This is a genomic window from Sneathiella sp. D3-11 (assembly GCF_055809395.1).
In genome coordinates this window covers 1,315,440-1,335,549 of sequence record NZ_CM147911.1, presented here as the reverse complement: position 1 = coordinate 1,335,549, position 20,110 = coordinate 1,315,440, and the positions used below count along the sequence as shown (strand labels likewise).

Sequence of the window (20,110 nt, the reverse complement as noted above, 5' to 3'; positions counted from 1 at the left end):
ATGCTAGCTCTGCTGCAATGACATCCAGAGCTTGTAGTTTAGTCGCTATTGCCCCGAGTTGCACTGCAAGATCGTCGCTTGCCTCTGCTGCAATATCCGAAAGTAAGCGATACATTGATCCGACCTGACCGGCGGCTCCGGCGGCATCTTCGATTGCCCGCATTCGCATGGAGGTTCGGTCAAATGCATCTCCTTCTTCGCCAAGGAGATTTGCTGCTGGAACGCGACAGTTCTCGAGCACAATGCCGCCATGAGGGCAGGGGTGTAAAAATCTATTTTGACGCCATCTGTGCGGCGAAAACCGGAGCTGTCGGCAGGCACGAGTATAGCACTGAAGGCCTTTCTGCCGCCCGTTTCATCTGTAATCGCGAGGACGATGAATTGGTCAGCAAGGGGACCGTTTGTCAGGAAGGCCTTCTCACCATTCAGAACAAATTCCGCGCCCTCACGTCGTGCTGTTGTTTTCAGAAATTTTGGATGGGCCCCGGCACGGGGTTCGGAAATGGCAACGGAGAGTGTTGTTTTTCCGGCGGCGAGGAGCGGTAACAGCTGCTGTTGCACGGGTGAGGGTGTGTCCGTCGCAATATGTAGCTTGGACATGAGCCAATGGGCCATGAAAACCATTGTTACGCCGGGAACTCCGCCCGTCCGGCTGATTACGCGTCCGGCGGCGGAGAGAAGACTATAATTCGCCCCAAGGCCTCCGTGATCTTCGGGTAAGGAGAGGCCCGCGAGGCCGGAGGCGCCAAAGGTGTGCCATAAATCTGGAGGAAAATCGTTAGCCTTGATTAACTTTCCGCGATTTGGTCGGATATGAGCTTCGGCAAAATCCCTGATTTTGTTTAGTAAGTCTGCAGATTGGTTCTTTGCCGAATACACGTCACTCATCCTTTAGTATGGGTCTGGTTTTTATTCTTCGCGAGGGCGCGGATGCCATCATAGCATAAGGATAAAGACAATTCCGAATTCGCTACTCTCGAGATCTTGCTTGTCCGCACTTTGCATATTAGCTGTTATTCAATTTGTAGACGCTGACACCGGGAGCCTCTATGGTAAAGCTATTGACGGTGGCGGAACCAAGCAAAAGTAATCAAAAATCACCGCCGCCTCTATTTTCAGGGAGGGTTGCCACCATGAATTTTACTGTGAAACCTGTTGATGCAACGTTTGGTGCCGTTGTGACAGGCCTTGATCTGAAATCCTTGGGCGAGGCCGATTTTTCCGATCTTTATGCCAACTGGTTGCAATATTCTCTGCTGATATTTCCTGCGCAGCATTTGACCACTAAACAACAAGTGGCGTTCGCCCGCCGTTTTGGGGATATGGAGTTTGATCTGGCGCCCATCAGTAATGTCGATGCTGACGGGAATCTGATTAAGTCGAATGAGAACGACATGGTCAAGATACTCAAGGGGAATATGGGGTGGCATCAGGACAGCACCTATATGCCGGTACAGGCCAAAGGGGCAGTGTTCAGTGCACATGTCGTCCCATCAGAAGGCGGGGAAACAGGCTGGGCCGATCTCACAGCGACTTATGAGGCTTTGGATCAGGCAACGCGCGACCTCATTCAAGATATGAGAGCCTATCATTCGCTCCATTATAGCCAGCAAAAAATGGGTTTCACCCAAAAGAAGAAAGATAGTGAATACAGCGGTTATGGTCTTCACGATCTGGAACCACCGCTTCGGCCTCTCGTCAAAACCCATCCGGAGACGGGTCGACCATGCCTGACCATCGGGCGTCACGCTTATGGCATTCCCGGATTAAGCGAAGAGAAATCTGAAGCGCTTCTGGAAGAGCTGGTCGATTTTACCTGTCAGGCTCCCCGTATCTATCATCATCACTGGGAGCCAGGGGATGTGGTGATATGGGATAATCGTTGCCTGCTGCATCAAGCTACACCATGGGATATGAACCAGCCGCGTATTATGTATCATTCGCGTATTGCCGGGGATCCAAAAAGTGAATTTGCGCCGAGCCAGCCGTAGTCATGTGGAATTAAACATATAGAGGAGAGTATTGTGAAACTATACGATCTGCCTGCATCGCCAAATGCCCGCCGTGTCCGGATTTTTATTGCAGAAAAAGGATTAGATATCCCTAAAGAGGAAATCGATCTTTCCTCAGGTTATCACAAAACGCCAGAGTATTTAGAGAAGAATATTCTTGGACGTATGCCAGTGCTTGAACTGGACGATGGAACGACAATCTCGGAAAGCCATGCGATCTGCCTCTATCTGGAGGAGATACATCCTGAACCTCCACTCATGGGGACAACGCCGTTGGAGCGGGCGCAAATTGAGATGTGGAACCGGCGTATAGAGCTGGAATTGCTGACCCCACTTGTAAACGCCTTTTCTCATAGTCATCCCATGTGGAAAGGTATTCGCAAACAGGTCCCGGAGTATGTGCCGGTTTGCCAAAAACAGGCAACCACTAGTCTAGACTGGCTCGAGTTATCGTTGGAGGGGCGTGAGTATATCGCGGCGGATAGTTACAGTATCGCCGATATTACGGCCCAGTGTGCGATACTGATGGGAAAAGCGGTTGGTGTCCGTCCAACTGAGGACCAAGTGAATATAAATAGCTGGTGGGCCCGCGTAACCAGCCGGCCAAGCGCCCGAGCGTAAAGAACTATTGCTGTGAGAGACAGAAATATGGCTTTCTCATCGCTTTAGTTATGCCTTAGGCTTGCCTTATTGGTATGTCCTTGTAACTGACATAAAGTCATTCAGGAAGGATAGATGGCGGCAGGCGCAAAATCAGGCATTCTTCGAAAGCTCATTTGGGGCGGGATTTTTCTGCTCGTTGCTCCGCTTGTCGCCCTAATCCTGTTTCGTTCAACGATTGTGGAATATGCGGGGAAGTTGGCGCTGGATTACTACGGGTTTAACGATGTCATATTGACTGTTGAGGCAGTTACCCTAGATCGCGTTACTATTGAAGAAGTATCGCTCTCTGATCAGATTATACTGCGTGATGTTGCAGTGCATTACACGCCTCTTGCTCTCTTGCGGGGAGAAATTGATAAGGCGGAAATCGACGAACTTTTTATCAATGTCTCCAACCCAAATGATGGCGCCATTAATAAAATAGCCAGCCTTGTCAATGAAGAGGGTGGTAAGGACGAAGCCGCGCAAACGTTCCAGATTCCGGAAATCTCCCTAAAAACCGGGAAGGTTATCTCGAAAGACGAACAACGGTCGTTGCATATGGATTTTTCGGGCACCGTGTCGACCGATCAGATACTGAAGGCTGAAGGCTTGGTAAAGGCTGAGATTAAAACTGCCTCCGGTCCGATCATTCTAGAGGATATGGTGCTTTCTCTGCACGCGGATATAGGCGGACAGTCGGCGGTGTTGGAGCTTAATGGCGGAACCATACGCCATGCTGGACCCAAGCCGGACTGGGCACCGCTCATGCTGGCCGGGCAAGGAGAACTGGCGGCGGGTGCCGCTGATATTCAAATAGCTTTAAGAACGGCGGAAGGTCAGCCCCTGATGGATCTGACTGGAAACTATGATACTGCCTCCGCAGAAGGTCGAGTTCAACTCTCGTTGGAAGCTTTATCATTCCGCCGTGATGGGCTGCAGCCTGTGGATTTGACGCGTTACGCGGAAGGGCTCCCACCCATCGACGCAACAATAAAGTTTGCGGCAATTGCTGAAATTGTCGGATCGGCCATCACCTATGATGGGAATCTTGTCGTTGAGAAAATGGCGGTGGCGCTCACCGATGGGCATCTTGCTTCGGGCAAGCTGCCTGTTAGATTTCAGGGACAGTATGATCTGGAAAACAATACTCAGAATGCCCGAATGACATTGCAGAGGTCTGAAGTGTCGGGTGAATTTTTTGATGAGATGCTGATCATCAGTGATCTTTTCGCTGAGTTGGATATTCAAAATTTTACTGAAAAACTTGATCTTAATACACTCAGCGGAGTGATTAGCGATACTGGTTCAACGCCCGCTTTTTCTCCCTTTCACTTTCTGCTTGCTGGCGGGGTATCGTCATCGCAGGATCTATCGCTTCAGGGAAAAGTTGGTAATAGAGCGGAGAATTTCCAAGTTGATGTGTCTGTGGCGTATGGGATAGAGACTGGCGCAGGGAAGCTGTTCTTCCGGCTGCCCGAAACAAAATTCGGTAGGGATGGAGTGTCGCTTGCCGGGCTATCATCTCACCTAAAAGAAGTTGGAAATAGCCTCACCGGGACTGTGGTGGGCACAGGAGAAATAACCCGTGATTCAGCGGGTAATATCGCCTTTTCATCACTGGATGCTGAACTGAGGAATGGCCAATGGCAGGATAAGATGTTGGTCGCGGAGGGACTTAATTTCAAGGTAATAGGCGGCCAGAATGAAGAGGATACCCTGTTCGAGGGGAGCATTACAGGGCGTACCGGAAACGCCCGGCTGGATGCCCAGAATATAGCTATTTCAGATATTAAGGCGCGTTTTGAAACATCCTTTGAGAATATTACCCTTGGAAAAAATGGACATTTTGGGCTTATTAATATGAAGGTAAGCCCGAAAAAAGGCGCACTTTTCAAGGAGGATCAAATCGTCATTGGAGACGCGGTCTTAAAGGACGAAAGAATTGATTTCACTTTTGCGCTTACTTCAGATTTTCTTGGAAAATATCTTCGTATGGACGGTCGTCATTCTTTATCGGACGAGGCCGGATCAGCGCAAGTCGCTGTTAATCCGTTTTCTTTTTCAGAAGATGGGTTGCAGCTCTCAGATCTTATCGTCTTCGACACAGAGATGAAAGTCGAAGGAGACGTTGTGGCAGGCGGCGAGATAAGCTGGTCCGCAAAGGGTATGAAGTCTTCCGCGGACGTCAGTCTTAACGATCTTTCGATCAAGACAGCGGGTAGTAGTATTTCGGGGCTCATGGGCCAGGTGCATATTAGTGAGTTGAATCCCATCACTGTTTCGTCTCCCCAGGAACTGAAAGCGCGCAGCGCTACTACGGGCATTTTATTGGAAAAGCCTTTTTTGCGCTTTCGCGTCGAGACGAAGAATGGCTCTCCGGTGTTATATCTTGATCTGCTAACGGTTGGGCTGGTGGGTGGTACCGCCATCATTGAAGATGCGCGCGTTGATACGGGCGCGAAGGTCAACCGGATTGAGGTTCAACTGACCCGCCTTGATCTAGAGGAAGTTATGGCACTCAGCAATGTTGAGGAGCTTATTGCGACCGGTCGTGTCAGTGGAAAGATACCTCTCGTTTTTGGTGGAGCTCGTTTGCTTGTCGAAGATGGGTTGCTGGCCGCAGAGGGGCCGGGAGTGCTGAAAATGACGTCGGACGCGGCGCGTCAGGCCCTTGGAGGGGGCGGGGAACAGGCGGAGTTGCTTCTAGATATATTGGAGAATTTCCGTTATTCGGAGCTGTCGATTGAGATCGCAAAGACGGAAAACGGCGAAGACACGGTTAAACTGCATGCTGCGGGCAGTAATCCAGACGTTGAAAATAACCGCCCTGTGGTCCTCAATATCAATCTGACGACTAGTTTGGACAAGATATTTAACGCTCTTCTGGATGGCTACCTCTTGTCGGAAAAAGCGCTCCGTGCTACCGTGGATGGTCGGTAAAATGAGTGAAGGAATATCTGTGGATAAGCATTCTCTTCTTGCGATGTCGATCGTGACAGTGGTTTTGTTCGCCTCAGTATCCTGTACCCCAACGGTAAAGGTTGAGGCGCCGGCGGAACCCATCACAATCAATTTGAATATTAAGCTGGATGCGGAAGTGCGCCTCAAGATAGAAGAGCAGGCCAAAGACGATATTAGTAATAACCCGGGAATTTTCTGATATGCGATCTGTTAAGAACAATAGGAATATGAGCCGTAGGCAGATTTTTCGTAAAGCATTGTTGGCGCTTACTGTTATGGCGTGCCTACCGGTTTTCGCGGTGACACCGGCCTGGGCGGATCAACTGGATGATCTGCGACGTTCCGGCGCGGTTGGAGAAGCGTTTGATGGCTTTGTCCGGGCACGTGATGGGTCTGCGCAAGGGTTTGTTGCCACCCTGAATGAACAGAGACGAGCTATCTATGTGAAACGAGCTAAAACTGAAAATGTTACAGTTGAACAGGTCGGGCGTGTCTATGCGGTAGAAATTTTCAAGAAGGCTCCAGCAGGTACCTGGTTTTTGAATGAAAACGGACAGTGGACACAAAAGTAGGCCTTATTTCTCTACTTTGCGAAAGCGAAAATCGCACATTCCATCGCCCTTCATACAGGTTTTTTCGCGTTTGAGTTCTAGGCCCAAGCCTTCCGCGAGTGCGTAGTCGCAATTACAGATGAGGAGGGGGCCGAGATCGCGTGCCTCCATTTCCTCCATCAATTTCGTATAGGCGCATTTATGCACATCGACATGAAATTCTTCGTCGCTGCGCTTTAGTACATCAAATTCGAAGTCCACACCAATACCGAAGGAGGCAAATTCAGCCTCCAGCTTGGGAATAGTCATTGGCGTCTCACGCGATCGCATTTCGGATGCTTGGCGGTTACGGCTGTCTAACGCCTCGCGTACGAGCTGATGCGCCGTTTCCCGACCAAGCTCTTTTTCCATTGCCCGAACTAACGGTATTTGCGCTTCTACCGTAAGCTTGATGTGTTCAAAGGGGGTAATGTTGTTCTTGTCGGCCATCTTTTGAGTTCCCTTCGCAGAGGCTTTCCGTCCGATAAGGCCACCGAACGGAAAGATAGGGCGGCATATCCTAGTTCGTGGCGTTTGCTGCGTCGATTTTGTCTTGCGTCTTATTCTCGAAATCGCTGGCATCGTGCCGTTCACGGAGTTGTTCTTCTGGCGCTCCGTATGTCCGGTTGACCATGCGTCCGCGACGTACCGCATCCCGCGCACCTACTTCCTCCGTCCAGCGATTAACATGTTTGTAGGAGGCGGTATCGAGAAATTCAGAAGCCTCATACACCCGGTTCTGTACCAAGGCACCATACCAGGGCCAGATGGCCATATCTGCAATGGTATATTCGTTGCCACAGATAAACTGATTGTCAGCTAGCTGACGGTCCATAACATCGAGTTGCCGCTTCACTTCCATGGCAAAACGGTTAATTGGGTATTCAAATTTCTCTGGTGCATAGGCATAAAAATGGCCAAATCCGCCACCAAGATAAGGGGCACTGCCAACTTGCCAGAAAAGCCAGGAAAGACATTCCGCTCGTTCAGCGACATCAGTTGGGATAAATTCACCGAATTTTTCGGCTAGATGTAACAGAATGGCTCCGGATTCAAATATCCGTATCGGCTTTGCGCCACTATGGTCCATCAATGCCGGAATTTTGGAGTTTGGATTGACTTCAACAAATCCGCTGCTGAACTGATCACCCTGTCCAATATTGATCAGCCATGCGTCGTATTCTGCGCCGGAAAAGCCCTTTGCCAGCAATTCTTCCAGCATGATAGTGACCTTGACGCCGTTGGGTGTCCCGAGAGAATAAAGCTGCATGGGATGCTTCCCGATGGGGCGCTCTTTTTCATGGGTTGCGCCAGCGATAGGGCGATTAATGCTGGCAAAGCGGCCGCCGCTTTCCATTTCCCATCTCCAGACCTTCGGGGGTACGTAGGCTGATGTTTCATTCATTTGCGAAACTCCGTTCACTTAATCGCGCGACGCGACAGGTGGTATTTTTCGATTATGCGCCCATGGCCATTCTGACCAAATCTGTTCAAAAGTCCACCGACAGATTTGAGGCAGGCCATGTTCGTCGCTATTTTTCTCATGTCAGATCGCATCACTTTGACCCGTTGCTACAAGCCGTCTTTATTAGCAATTTCAATGATCGCATTTATATAGGCATGAAAGCTTCCGAGGCCTTCCTTATGTGCGTATTGCGGGTTTCCCCAAATATGGTTCGTTTCAAGGATAATGGGGCCATTATCAAGAATAAAAATGTCATGGCCGAGAGAAAAAATTTCCGGAAAGGCATCATGTACAGCAATGGCGAGAGCTTGGGTTTCTTCGAAATACGGAACTTCATATCCTACAAGCGGCAGATTATCTGGGCCAAAAGTTTCTATGCTATCAGGAAGTATAGCGGTTACTTTCTGGCTTCCCCTTAGAAGTTTTCCGGTGAGTAGATCAATAGGAACACCAATGGCGGAGTAGGAGGCATCGACCAGACTGTCATTAATGCCAAGGCGCATCCGGGCTAGGAGGGGGCGGACCTGGCCATTGTCACGAAAAGTAATGAAGCGAACGCTTTGAGTACTGTTAGGATTGAACTTTAACAGGTTGCGATGGCTTTTAAGTAGAGGTTGGAATATCAACTCCTGTTTGATGTTTTTCATTAAAATTTTGAAGATTTCAGGCCACCTATTTTCGAAGCCGGCTCCATCTGCATAGGTTAGCGACCATATCCCGTTTTGGTCGCAAACTAGCCGTCCTGCGCCACGGCCTTGCAGCCCAAACCGGGGCTTGAAAAATACTCCTTCAGTCGTCGCAATTGGGCTTAGCTTGTTTTCGAGCTCCATCTCTGGTGTCGCTTTGAGATCAAGCCTAGCTATGATTGGCGCCGTTCGTAGTCCTTTTTCACTGCATAAATTTGTAAATCGTACTTTGTCCTCAGTCAAAATTGTCGTTCTCTTTTGATTGAGGAAAAAGTTTAGAAAGCTGTGCTGGCGGTAATCAATGAATTCTCCCGCTCGGGCATACCTTTCAGGTAAGAATAGCGCGCATATGTAGTATTCGCTCGGTTCCGTGCGAAACATAATCAGCAAGACAAGGCGCTCAATTACTTGCCTCAAGTATCCTTTGCCGGATAACTTTTGTGCGTTGGCAATATCCGATTTCGGTGGAAAGAAAACAGTGGGTAACCGCCGTAGAAAAAAGCTGATGGATAGAGCTTTCCGAAAAGGACTGTTGAATTTACCTGTTCGTTCTGCTTTTACGGCAATCCTTCGGATTGTTTTCATGCTGGCGGGATAGGCCTTGCCATATTCGGGCCAAAACTGTTTCAATGTTTCCCCGCTCCCTCTGGTCGGTTTAAACCGACAATTCTTCTTCCTGAGCCTTTGATAAGTAGTATGTAAGCTTACTGGCGAGATACTGCACGTTTGGCTCTTTCATTATTCCAACATGACCGCCTGAGATTTCACAAATATCCAATTTTCCCTTTATCAAGTTTTGCCATTCGTTATGGACATCGGGGTGAAGTGAAACGGGCAACTCTGTCCGAAAGAGTATAGCATTACCTGAATAAGCAGTCGGGTAAAATTTTCGAACATTTAACGCGTTGATATCCTGATTGTTGACCATGCCTGCGGTAGATGCCTCAGATCCGGGAAGATTGCTATTGGGCGTCTCCATAAATTTCAATCTAATCAGCCGCATGACGCCCTTGGCTATGTTGCGAAACCTATCGAAGATATAGTTTGCCTTCTTCTGTAGCGGTAAGCGCGCCCATACCTTGTAATGCAGTGATATCCAGCTTAACGGCGAGACATATCTTTTTCGACTGGGAAGATAGGTATCCAGCAAGGCAAGAAACGCTGTTTTCTCACCGAAGGCATCAAGCTTTTGCGCAATCAAAAAGGCAATAAGGCCACCAAAGGAATGCCCACCGAGATAGTAGGGACCAGTTGGCTGCTGCTGACGAATTTTACCCAGATAGTAATCTGCCATTTCTTCAAGAGAGGAAAAACGAGGCATATTTGTGTCGGACTGAAATTGCTGAATTCCGTAAAATGGCTGATCTTTATCCAGATGTTGGGCTAAATCCCGATACCCAAGAACCTCCCCGCCGATCGGATGGATAAAGAAGAGTGGCGGACGGCTTCCCGTCGGCTGAATTGGGACAATACAGGAGGACGAAAGTTCCTCCTGTACGTGCCTTGCCATTTCGCGAATTGTTCCCGCCTCGAACAAGATGTCTCTCGGTAGGCGGCGCCCCATCAGTTTTTCAATCTGAAGAAACAGATCCACCGCCTGAAGAGAGTCTCCGCCAAGAGCAAAAAAATTTTCGTCCAGGCCAATTTTCTCCCGTCCGAGCACATCCTGCCAGATTTTCTGCATATTAAGCGTGTCTGCAGGGATTGCTCCGTCTGGGTCGCCGATCAGTTCTGCATCTTCTGATGACGAAACCTGTAGCTGATGATGAAGCTTCCGACGCTGTGCTTTACCTGTTGCGCCCTTTGGTATTTCATCGACGAAAATGATACGGGACGGAATCTTGTTTGGGATGAGATAGTCTTTCATAAAAGCTATGAGTTCGGAATCTGAAATAGTCTTGTCCGCCTCCAGCACGATCGAAAGGACAAGGTCCTCACCTAGTGTTTTATGCGGCAATGGGAAGGAAACAGCCTCGCGGACGGCATCATGCTTCAGCGCGACCTGATCTACTTCGGTCGGGATGATCTTTACGCCGCCGCGATTGATCATTTCCTTAATGCGGCCGGTAATGAACAGAAACCCGTCTTCGTCTAGATAGCCTTCATCTCCCGTATGATACCAATCCTTTGAGAAGGATTCCTGGTTTGCCGTGGGGTTGTTCTCATAACCATCGAAAGCGGTCTCTTTATTGACAACAATTTCCCCTTTTTCCATTGTTGGAGTGAAGTCTCCCGCTGCATCAACAACAAAAATGCGATTTCTATCAGGCTGGCCGACACTTCCAACTTTACGAGGTGCGGGTGGGATTCCTGTGCAGGCCATGAAGCTTGTCTCTGCAGAGCCATAGGCTTCAATAACCGGCGTGTCAAAAACCTCTTCTAACCTCTCCGTAATTTTCTGATCTAGATGGCCCGTTCCAGTTCGAAGCATTCGTAAAGAAGGTTTCGCCGTTTCTATGGCATCCAAATGGTCATGCGCCTTTCTTTCAATAGAATGAAAGACGGTATATCCGGCGGCGATAACGGTAGGCTTTGCATCACCTAGACAATGGAATAGTTTGTCGACATCGTTATTCTTGATGGGGAAAAAATTTGCGCCGGAATAGAGTGTTGTGAGCAACCCAGCGGAAAATCCACTTGTATGAAACAGCGGCATGATATTCAGGATACGATCCTGATTGGTGAATTTCATCATTTGCACCATGTTCGCAACACGCGGCATCACAATGCGATGGGAAAGGGGGACCGTTTTCCCATAGCTGGTGGTCCCCGATGTTGTAAAGACAACGGCGAGATCTTCTGCATCGACTGGCTCGGGGGTAAATCCTGTATGACTGCCGGCGGTGCCAATGAGCTGAACCTTGCCGGCTTTGGCCGGATCTATCTGCTTGATATCAAGAATCGGTAGGCCAAGTTTCTCCGCTGCATTGCGTGCTTGAGAAGAGAGATCTTCTTCAATGGCGAGAGCCTTTATACTCTTGTCCTGAAAATGCAGGTAAAACTCGCCGGTGGACATCGCCGGATTGAACGGCGCCACCGTTGCGTTGCAGAGGATACCAATTAGAGCGGACGCCATTTCTGCGCCGCCGGAGTGAACTACCGCTATCCGGTCATTGCGACCAAACCCACATCTTGCTAATTCGCTCTGAAACTCATTAACCAGTTGATGAAGGCATTGATAATTCACGGGGGATTGGTCGGGGCCAAGAAGTGCAGGAGCATTCGGGGTTTCTCTTGCCCAGAATGAAATAATATCATTGTACGTTCGAAACGAATTCATCAAAAAATGCTCGGCTAACAGTAAGGCCTTAGTAAAGTGAAAAGACTATAGTTTAGGTAAAATTGCCAGCCGTTAAACTCAAATGTCCAGATTGTGATAATTATCCACACATATGTGGATAAAGCACTAAAATTTACGCAATGGTGAGTTAGACTGCCGATATTGCGTAATTTTCAGAACTTTTCCGCGCATTGATTTATAAGATACAGACAGTTACACATAAGTTGAATGGTACTGTTACTAAAATTCCGTCGTGCTTTTTATGGACGGATGATGAACGAAAGCAGAAAGGTCCGCTTGTGATCGCTTCAAATGTAAAAGTTTTGTGTTTTGATGTTTTTGGTACTGTCACGGACTGGTATTCCTCTGTAACACGGGAGGGGCAGAAATTTTCTGACAGGACTGGGATCACGGTTCCTTGGGGAGAGTTTGTCAACAAATGGCGCATTGAAGGCTACCTGAAAGCACTCGGTGATATTTCTTCGGGCGAGAGAGAGATCATTCCGACAGCAGAAATCCATAAAGAAAAACTCCTTTCTCTGTTCGATGAGTATGGAGTACGCGGGATCGGTGATAGTGATATTGAAGATTTCAATCTTGCCTGGAACCGTCTGGATGTGTGGGATGACGTTGTGGAGGGACTCGCAAGGTTGAAAGAAGACTTTATGATACTGCCTTTTTCAAACGGCGACTTTCGATGTTTACTCGATATAAGCCGCCACAATAACCTTCCGTGGAACGGAATTATTTCCGCTGATTTTTTCAAGAAGGTGAAGCCAGATCCCACAATTTATCACGATACCGCCGCGCTGCTTCAGCTACCGCCAGAGCAGATCATGATGGTTGCCTGCCATGCCCGTGATCTTGAAGGGGCGAAAAATGCTGGCTTCAGGACAGCTTACGTTAATCGTACTCTCGAGTACGGTCCTGATGCAGTACCGGAAGAAAAGCCGGTTCCTTTCGATTATGACGTGAACAGTTTTATCGAGCTTGCAGAAGCTTTGCGAAACCCATCATCTTGATGCGCCTCTAATCTAGCTCAATGTTTTCTTCTGGAATCTCGCTCCCCTGGATTCTTCCTGTGATAATCCACTGATTGAGCGGAGTTCTCTCTGCACCGGAGGTGTAGTATTTCAGTGTTGTATAGAAGATATAGAACTTATCTTCCACAGGCTCGACGGTGGCCACCTGAAACTGATCCCATTCATAAAAATAGGTTGTTTCTGTTCCTGAGAGTGTGATGTTACCGGTTGAGCTGACATCGACCTTGTCGATTTCTGCGGTGCTGGTCTCCTTGGTGCGATGGGCTTTTTCAGTGTTAATAACGAGGCGCTTTATCTCCCCCACGTAATCATAGTCCGGACTCTTGAGTGTCTCCATCGCAATATCGGTCAGATCGGAATCCGTGATTGCCGCTTTCGGCATCCGCACCAACTCCCGCGCCTTTTTGTAGTTTTCTTCATATCTGTTCGCGACATCTTCAACGCGAGCAAGTAGCGTGACCCTTTCCTCATAATTGTCATGCTTTAGAAGGTTTGCATACTCGGCTGCTTCGTTGACCAGAAGGTGCTTTTTCGCTAGCTCCTGGCGGATTTCATCCGCCCGCCCTGCAAGCAAGAACTGTTGCATTTGTTGCTGCGGGTCCTTGGGGTCGAAATTGTCATAAAATGACAGGTTTTCGGTTTCAAACTGAACTGTATGGGTTAGATTAGCAGTGAAGGTTTTGACGCCATTATCTATATTTCCGACAACTTCCCGCAGATACCGCTCAAACCTGTCGACATCCTGAAGGTCATAGGGTGCACCCTGTTCAACGGTACCGACATTATTCGGCAAATAGGCGCGCTGTTTGATATCCGGAATAGGCTGAAAGATCGCAACCGCGGCTTTTCGTGTTTTGGCAAGATCGCGGAGCCATTGCGCCAACTGTCCCTTTTCGTATGGTTGCTGTGGCGTGGGTGGAACTTTCAGTTCCCGCAAATATCCATTAATTTCTTTCAGCCGTGCCTGCACGTCACCGAGAGCGGCAAGCTCCTTCGCAGCATGATCCTTGCCAAAGACAACCATGTTCTCCAGCGTCGCAAGAGAATTGCCGGCAGCTACCACATCCGGATCGTCCTTGAAATCTGTAAATTTGGCATATGTCCCCTGAAATCTGACAAGGGCATTATCAATTTTTTGAACGTAAGCCGGGTCTTGGAAGGGCTTGGGCCCGGCCTTGTCAACAGTATCGGTTGCGCTTTCAACATCTCGTTTCAGTTTTTTGATATGAACACGCTGCTGAGAGATCATCTGCTTGGGCGCAGTGTTTGATGAAGTCGTCGCGGTTGAGGCGGGAGCAGTGCTGCTTTTTGGCGCAGCGGTTGTGGTTGAGGTTGTGCCGCCTGATGGTTTCAGCATGCTATTAAGATGCGTCACCAGGGCATTGTATCGCTGGGCGGCTTCCTTCCACTCTGGCTGTGAATGATCTGGTGCGCCATCAAGGCGCTGGCGAGTAAGCTTAAGAAGCTTCAGATCACGATTTATGTTGGTTTTAGAGGCGGACGCCTGCCCGGAATATTTTTGCTCATATTTTTCAATATCGGAGAGGGCCGCGGTCACATTTCTGTCAACATCAGCAAGGGCCATTCCTGTCAGAATAAAGAAAAACAGAACAACAGCAGAAGTTAGCTTTTTCATGATCGTTAAATCCGCCAGTTTATTGTGTGAAAGTTTTATTTATGCGTGCTTACGGTCGTTGATACGAAACCGTAGCATAATTCCGCAGAGTAGACGAGACCTTCAATCCGGGGGGGGCGGCCTATAAATAAAATGTATCTGGAGTGATTGGAATTGCGTCAGAATAAAAGGAGGCGCCTGTTAAAAGCGCCTCCTTTTGTTGTTAGCCTTTGAATTTTTTGATTTCACCTGATTCAAGACGTTCGCGGTAAGACTGGAATTCCTGTTTCACCAGCTTCATCAGGAAGTAAAGCGCGAAAATATTGACCACGGCCATCGCGAAGATAGCTGCGTCAGAGAAGTCAATAACCGGGCCTAGGCTTGCCGCCGCACCAATGATCACGAAGGCGCAGAAGATCAGCTTGAAAATCAGCTCAGTCGTTTTTCCTTCACCGAACAGATACGTCCAGGCTTTCAGACCATAATAGGACCATGAAATCATCGTCGAGAACGCAAACAGGACCACGGCAATGGCCAGAACATAAGGGAACCAGCTAACAGCAGAACCAAAGGCCGCTGATGTCAAGGCAACTCCGGAGGTGCCGCCAACTGTTGCAATCATTGAACCATCCAGCATGTAGTTGCCGGATACCGGGTCAATGATAAGCTGGCCTGTGATGATGATGACCAGCGCCGTCATTGTGCAGATTACTACCGTGTCGATGAAAGGCTCTAGCAGGGAGACTACTCCTTCCGTGATTGGCTCTTTCGTCCGTACGGCCGAATGGGCAATCGCAGCGGAGCCTACTCCGGCTTCGTTGGAAAAGGCCGCCCGCTTGAAGCCCTGGATCAACGCGCCGACAAAACCACCGGCGACACCAAGGCCCGTAAAGGCACCTTCAAAAATCTGGCCGAAAGCCCAACCGATCTGGTCGAAATTGACCGCGAGAATAATAATCGCCGCAGCCACATACATGATGCCCATAAAGGGAACGACTTTTTCGGTTACGCGTGCAATTGACTTCATGCCGCCGACAATCACGGCAAACACGACAACAGCGAAGATGACGCCGGTAATCCAACCAGGATAGTCCCCGACAATGCCAGAAATCTGGGCATGTGCCTGGTTTGCCTGAAACATATTTCCGCCGCCGAGGGCGCCGAGAATACAGAAAATAGAGAAGAGAATAGCGAGAGCTTTGCCGCCCGGAATGCCGAGTTGCTTGAAACCTTTCGATATATAGTACATCGGTCCGCCTGAGACCGTGCCATCTTCATATTCATTACGGTATTTCACGCCAAGCGTACATTCCGTAAATTTTGACGCCATGCCAAGAAGTCCGGCAAGGATCATCCAGAATGTTGCGCCTGGGCCACCAATACCGACGGCAACGGCCACACCGGCAATGTTACCAAGACCGACCGTGCCTGAGAGGGCCGTTGCAAGGGCTTGGAAATGGCTGACTTCACCCGCATCATTAGGATCCGAGTAATCGCCTTTAACCAAGCTAATCGCGTGACCAAAGAAGCGAAATTGGACGAAGCCGAAATAGATCGTAAAAATAGAGGCAGCAATAACGAGCCACATAACAATCCAGGGAAAGCTGGTCCCTGGAATGGGCGCGAAAATAAAGCTGACAAACGGGCCTGTGACAGCGGCGAACATCTGATTGACTTGCGCGTCAAGCGTCATTGACTCTTGGGCGAGTGCCGGGCCAATAACGGCGATTGCTGCGATTTGGACGAGCAGCGCGATAAATATTTTTCTCATGATAACTCCCCCTTTAGCCGATCACAGTTACAGGTACATGCGCACTCATCACCAGTGTAGATGTTGAGCTTCCAAACAAACGATCAACTAGACCCTGACTGGAGGCGCGACCGACAATTATTTGTTCTGCTTTCTCTTCCTTGGCGATGGCGTTCAGAATATCCGCGACATGGCCATGGCGAACGACGCCCCGACCCTTGACGCCAGATTCTTTGAGCTTTGCCAGTGCTGGATCGACAACTCGCGCCATTGCGAGGGAGATTTCTTCTTCACGACGTTTGTGGCGCTGCGCATTTTCCTCGGGTGTCTGGAATGAATACGGAGACCATTCAACGACATAGACGACCAGAAGTTCACAATCCCCGATCAGGCCCGCCATTCGCTTGCCATAGTCAAGAACACGTTCCCCCGACTCATGGCCGTCAAGACCAATTACCAGTGTAGTAGTCATCTTTACTTCCCCTCCTGTAAAAGTACCGTTATTCGCGAACATCAGCTAAGCGGATGTTATTGCGTCCAAATATCGGGAGGACAAATCCCCGAAACTAGAACATATGCGTGCCGATACAATTGTCCCCCAAACCTATAATAGATTAAATTAATATAAATGGGGAGCAATCTTATTCAGTAGGCGAATTCGATACAAAATACGAAAATCCAGATTATCAAGCATAGTTTGTCTTCGGGACGTAGAAAAAGTCTGAAAAATTCGATGGTATTACGTTAAAAATACTGATGATTTTGGAGCTAATTGGCGTATGAGCTTTTTTCTAGAAACTACCTCTATGCGTTGCTGCAATAAATAAAAAATCTGCCTCCATAGAAATAATTGGCACCTTATTTTCGCAAACATTTTCTGCGATGATCGTCTGTTTCGGAGGAGCCGATTTAAAATGACTTGAAGACGCCTCCCTTGATTTGGATTAAGCTAGGATCAACCTAAAATAACAAAAAGGGGAATTGTAATGACCTATGAGCATATAAAATTTGAAACAGAAGACGGCATCTCGACGGTAACCCTGAATCGCCCAGACAAGCTGAATGCCTGGACACGAACGATGGAGCGCGAAGTACGTGATGCGATGGAAACAGCGGATAAAGATGACGCGGTTCGAGTTATTATTCTCACTGGAGAAGGTCGCGGTTTTTGTGCTGGTGCCGACATGGATCTTTTAAGCGGGATTGAAGACGGATCAGAAAAACGAGAGCCGGGGGCAGTATATGGCACTAAAGCCTACAACGTAGCGGTCCGATCAGACTTCCAGACGCAGTATTCTTACTTCCCGTCTATCAGCAAACCCATTATTGGTGCCATTAATGGGCCCGCCGCTGGATTAGGAATGGTTGTGTCTTTGTATTGCGATATGCGCTTTGCTAGCCGGGACGCAATCTTTATGACCGCATTTGCAAAACGCGGCCTGATCGCGGAGCATGGCATTTCCTGGATGCTTCCGCGTCTGATTGGACACTCTGCGGCACTAGATCTCTTGTTGTCGTCACGCAAAGTGACGGCGGAGGAAGCTCTGCAGCTTGGTCTCGTAAATCAGGTTCATGATGCCGACGCTTTGATGCCAGCTGTCAAAGCCTATGCGGCGGATCTTGCGCAGAATGTATCTCCGCGTTCCATGGCGGTAATGAAGCGCCAAGTGTATGACGCCCAGTTTCAAAGTCTGAGCGACGCTGTCGCGACTGGCAATGAGGAAATGATCAAGAGTTTTGCGAGCGAGGATTTCAAGGAAGGAGTTGCTCATTTTCTTGAGAAGCGCCCCGCGAAATTTTCAGGACGATAAATCAGCGCACCGCATTTTAAAAAATGCTTACGCGGGCATCGGTTTTTCAGGCGGTCTATATAGGGCGAACATAATTTGCCCTATGCCTGCTGAAAGCCCTAGCCCAACGCCGATTTGTAGCGCCAGATCATAGGAGCCGAGCAGATCAAACAACCATCCGCCACCGAAGGCGCCGACAAAACTCCCAATCTGGTGGATGAAAAAGGCGAAGCCCTGGATCATTGCCTGCCAACGCAGGCCGAACATGTCTACAACGGACCCGGCGACCAGTGGGGATACGCCAAGCCAGAGGAAACCCATAACGGCGGCAAACAGTATCGTTGTTGTTGGGGTGGGTGGAAGAATGAAATACGCGGCAAGAACAAATGACCGCGAGACATAGATTATGCCAAGTAAAACTTGCTTCGACCAGCGGCCGCCAGCCCAGCCAAAGAACAGGCTGCCGATGACATTAAATCCGCCGATGATGCCAAGCGCGGAGGCACCCAGCATTGGATCTAGCCCGCAGATAGCGAGATAGGACGGCAGATGCGTTGTCAGGAAAACGAGTTGCATGCCACATACAAAATAGGCAATTGCCATTACCAGAAATGGTGCATGACGAAAGGCCACCGCTATGGCGGCACCGGCGGGTAGTTTGTCAGAACTGTTGGCAGAGAGTTCCAGCGGCGCTTCCTTATCGACACGCCCGGCGATCCAGGCCGCGGGAATTATTATCAAGGCCACGACGGTGAATCCGATCAGGCCGACACGCCAGTCATAAAGCGATTCAAGAAGCTGACCGAGAGGTGCCGTGAACATAGCGCCCACGGATCCGGCGGCCGACATCATGCCGAGCGCCGTACTGCGCACTGAAGCGGGAACCAGCCGTGATGTGAGGGACAGCGTCATTGCGAAAGAAGCGCAGGCCATGGCAATGCCAACGAAGATGCCTGCGCCGATAATCACCATTATTGTTCCGCTTGCATTGGCGAGGAAAATCATTCCAATAGCATAAGATATCGCACCACTAACCATGACGGGCCTAAACCCCCATCGATCAGCAAACATGCCGGCAAAGGGCTGACAAATACCCCAGACCAGATTCTGCATAGCAATTGCGAAGGTAAAATCCGTTATGGTAACCGCGATATCCTGCGTAAGTGATGGCATGAATAGGCCGAGACTTTGTCGCAGGCCGAAACTCAAGCTTAACATCACTGCCGCGGCGATCAGGATCGGGAGAACTGGCCGTAAGGCACGAATGGTGGACATAAGAATTGTACCGTTATTATTATTTTGCGCCATCATAGTATGCGGGCGCGGTCTTTAGCAAATGAGTTTACCGAAACATGCTTGAATAACCTTAGCTAGGGACCGCTCCAAAAAATTCGGATCGCTCGCTAAATTCGGGCATGTTTAGGCGAGATAGTCGGAATTGGCGTGATGTCATAGACCGGTTAGCCAAGCCTTCAGGCTTTTGCCAACCTTTGCACCAGCGTTCCGTGCTCTTTCATTTGCTTTTGATATAACGCCGGTTTCAAGGGCAGAGTGGGCATCGCCGATCCGTGCCGTTTCGTGGGAAACAGTGACCGCAGCCACCTCTCGTTCATCCAGAGCCGGTAATCGTGAAATTGTTATGTCATCAGAAAGTACGCCTGCGTCATTAAAAACAGCAATGCGAGCGGCGGCTTTAAGTGCTCTGGTTGGATTTCCACCAATAAGACACCCATGAGACCCTGTAATTATTACCTTGTTTTCATCTTTCGGGATCACAAGGGAAGCAGAATCCACTAATAATATAGCCAGCCCATTTTCATCTAATCTAAGTTCATTCCTTGATTCTTCCACTTCAGGCAGAAGACCATGCGGTTGCGGTGCATTTTCAAGTGCACGCACTGCCTCGTCCACGGGCATGCCGACCTTCAGGCCACATTGGGCCGCAATGGGATTTACAATAGTGACGACCCCTCGTTTGAAGGCATCTTCAGCCGATCCTATCAAGCAGCTTCGGCAATCGATGGACGCGGCAGCCATACCGGCTTTCGCCAGCGCAAGAACGCCAGCAACGCCGGCCTTATCAAGGCCGATGCCTGCGTCATTAAACAGAACAGCACGAATGCCCGCCGCTGATGCGACCGCAGCTGGGTAGATTCCGCCGTGTGAGCCCGAAACGACAATCTGGCCCCGGTGTTCTTCATTCGCGTCGGTTATTGAATCGAGTAAAATTGGTTGTTTTGTCATTTTTTAACCTTACCCGGCTTGACTCTTGG

17 protein-coding genes are annotated in these 20,110 nt (G+C 49.2%); 7 read left to right on the top strand and 10 right to left on the bottom strand.

Features of this window, described 5'->3' with window-relative positions; all coding sequences use genetic code 11:
• Window positions 1–45: 45 nt before the first annotated feature.
• Window positions 46–879 (bottom strand): acyl-CoA dehydrogenase family protein, encoded by an 834-nt coding sequence (locus AC0L73_RS06925; RefSeq protein WP_473655192.1) that lies wholly within the window; start codon window positions 877–879, stop codon window positions 46–48.
• A gap of 254 nt (window positions 880–1,133) precedes the next feature.
• On the opposite strand from AC0L73_RS06925, the gene AC0L73_RS06920 reads away from it, so the two are divergent.
• The 5 genes from AC0L73_RS06920 (at window position 1,134) to AC0L73_RS06900 (ending at window position 6,190) form a co-directional block, all read left to right on the top strand.
• The gene (locus AC0L73_RS06920; RefSeq protein WP_473655191.1) at window positions 1,134–1,991 is read left to right on the top strand and encodes a TauD/TfdA dioxygenase family protein; all 858 of its coding nucleotides are present in this window, start codon (window positions 1,134–1,136) and stop codon (window positions 1,989–1,991) included.
• A 33-nt stretch (window positions 1,992–2,024) separates the two neighbouring features.
• Window positions 2,025–2,633: a glutathione S-transferase family protein gene (locus AC0L73_RS06915; RefSeq protein ID WP_473655190.1), complete on the top strand. Its 609-nt coding sequence runs from the start codon at window positions 2,025–2,027 to the stop codon at window positions 2,631–2,633.
• Between the two features lie 114 nt (window positions 2,634–2,747).
• Window positions 2,748–5,597: an intermembrane phospholipid transport protein YdbH family protein gene (locus tag AC0L73_RS06910; protein WP_473655189.1), complete on the top strand. Its 2,850-nt coding sequence runs from the start codon at window positions 2,748–2,750 to the stop codon at window positions 5,595–5,597.
• A gap of 1 nt (window position 5,598) precedes the next feature.
• Window positions 5,599–5,817: a YnbE family lipoprotein gene (locus AC0L73_RS06905; RefSeq protein ID WP_227948974.1), complete on the top strand. Its 219-nt coding sequence runs from the start codon at window positions 5,599–5,601 to the stop codon at window positions 5,815–5,817.
• Window positions 5,818–5,845: 28 nt separating this feature from the next.
• On the top strand, window positions 5,846–6,190 hold the full coding sequence (locus tag AC0L73_RS06900) for a YdbL family probable chaperone protein (RefSeq protein ID WP_473655188.1): 345 nt from the start codon (window positions 5,846–5,848) through the stop codon (window positions 6,188–6,190).
• Between the two features lie 3 nt (window positions 6,191–6,193).
• On the opposite strand, the gene AC0L73_RS06895 is transcribed toward AC0L73_RS06900, so the two are convergent.
• The 4 genes from AC0L73_RS06895 to AC0L73_RS06880 form a co-directional block, all read right to left on the bottom strand.
• Window positions 6,194–6,658: an L-2-amino-thiazoline-4-carboxylic acid hydrolase gene (locus AC0L73_RS06895; RefSeq protein ID WP_473655187.1), complete on the bottom strand. Its 465-nt coding sequence runs from the start codon at window positions 6,656–6,658 to the stop codon at window positions 6,194–6,196.
• Window positions 6,659–6,728: 70 nt separating this feature from the next.
• On the bottom strand, window positions 6,729–7,613 hold the full coding sequence (yghU, locus tag AC0L73_RS06890; RefSeq protein WP_473655186.1) for a glutathione-dependent disulfide-bond oxidoreductase: 885 nt from the start codon (window positions 7,611–7,613) through the stop codon (window positions 6,729–6,731).
• 167 nt (window positions 7,614–7,780) lie between these two features.
• Entirely contained in the window at window positions 7,781–8,989 is a 1,209-nt protein-coding gene (locus AC0L73_RS06885) for a sugar-transfer associated ATP-grasp domain-containing protein (RefSeq protein ID WP_227948982.1), read from the bottom strand.
• 25 nt (window positions 8,990–9,014) lie between these two features.
• The gene (locus tag AC0L73_RS06880) at window positions 9,015–11,639 is read right to left on the bottom strand and encodes a non-ribosomal peptide synthetase (protein ID WP_473655185.1); all 2,625 of its coding nucleotides are present in this window, start codon (window positions 11,637–11,639) and stop codon (window positions 9,015–9,017) included.
• Window positions 11,640–11,938: 299 nt separating this feature from the next.
• Between AC0L73_RS06880 and AC0L73_RS06875 the strand changes: the two genes are divergently transcribed.
• Complete coding sequence (locus AC0L73_RS06875) at window positions 11,939–12,661, top strand: HAD-IA family hydrolase (RefSeq protein WP_227948986.1); 723 nt, start codon at window positions 11,939–11,941, stop codon at window positions 12,659–12,661.
• A gap of 7 nt (window positions 12,662–12,668) precedes the next feature.
• Here the strand turns inward: AC0L73_RS06875 and AC0L73_RS06870 are convergent, their stop codons facing one another.
• The 3 genes from AC0L73_RS06870 to AC0L73_RS06860 form a co-directional block, all read right to left on the bottom strand.
• The gene (locus AC0L73_RS06870; protein ID WP_227948988.1) at window positions 12,669–14,318 is read right to left on the bottom strand and encodes a hypothetical protein; all 1,650 of its coding nucleotides are present in this window, start codon (window positions 14,316–14,318) and stop codon (window positions 12,669–12,671) included.
• A 202-nt stretch (window positions 14,319–14,520) separates the two neighbouring features.
• Window positions 14,521–16,068 (bottom strand): alanine/glycine:cation symporter family protein, encoded by a 1,548-nt coding sequence (locus AC0L73_RS06865; protein WP_473655184.1) that lies wholly within the window; start codon window positions 16,066–16,068, stop codon window positions 14,521–14,523.
• A 13-nt stretch (window positions 16,069–16,081) separates the two neighbouring features.
• Entirely contained in the window at window positions 16,082–16,519 is a 438-nt protein-coding gene (locus AC0L73_RS06860; RefSeq protein ID WP_227948992.1) for a universal stress protein, read from the bottom strand.
• Between the two features lie 514 nt (window positions 16,520–17,033).
• Between AC0L73_RS06860 and AC0L73_RS06855 the strand changes: the two genes are divergently transcribed.
• Window positions 17,034–17,858 (top strand): enoyl-CoA hydratase, encoded by an 825-nt coding sequence (locus AC0L73_RS06855; RefSeq protein WP_227948994.1) that lies wholly within the window; start codon window positions 17,034–17,036, stop codon window positions 17,856–17,858.
• Between the two features lie 27 nt (window positions 17,859–17,885).
• On the opposite strand, the gene AC0L73_RS06850 is transcribed toward AC0L73_RS06855, so the two are convergent.
• On the bottom strand, window positions 17,886–19,112 hold the full coding sequence (locus AC0L73_RS06850; protein ID WP_227948996.1) for an MFS transporter: 1,227 nt from the start codon (window positions 19,110–19,112) through the stop codon (window positions 17,886–17,888).
• Between the two features lie 174 nt (window positions 19,113–19,286).
• The gene (locus AC0L73_RS06845; RefSeq protein ID WP_227948997.1) at window positions 19,287–20,081 is read right to left on the bottom strand and encodes a hypothetical protein; all 795 of its coding nucleotides are present in this window, start codon (window positions 20,079–20,081) and stop codon (window positions 19,287–19,289) included.
• Window positions 20,082–20,110: the final 29 nt, after the last annotated feature.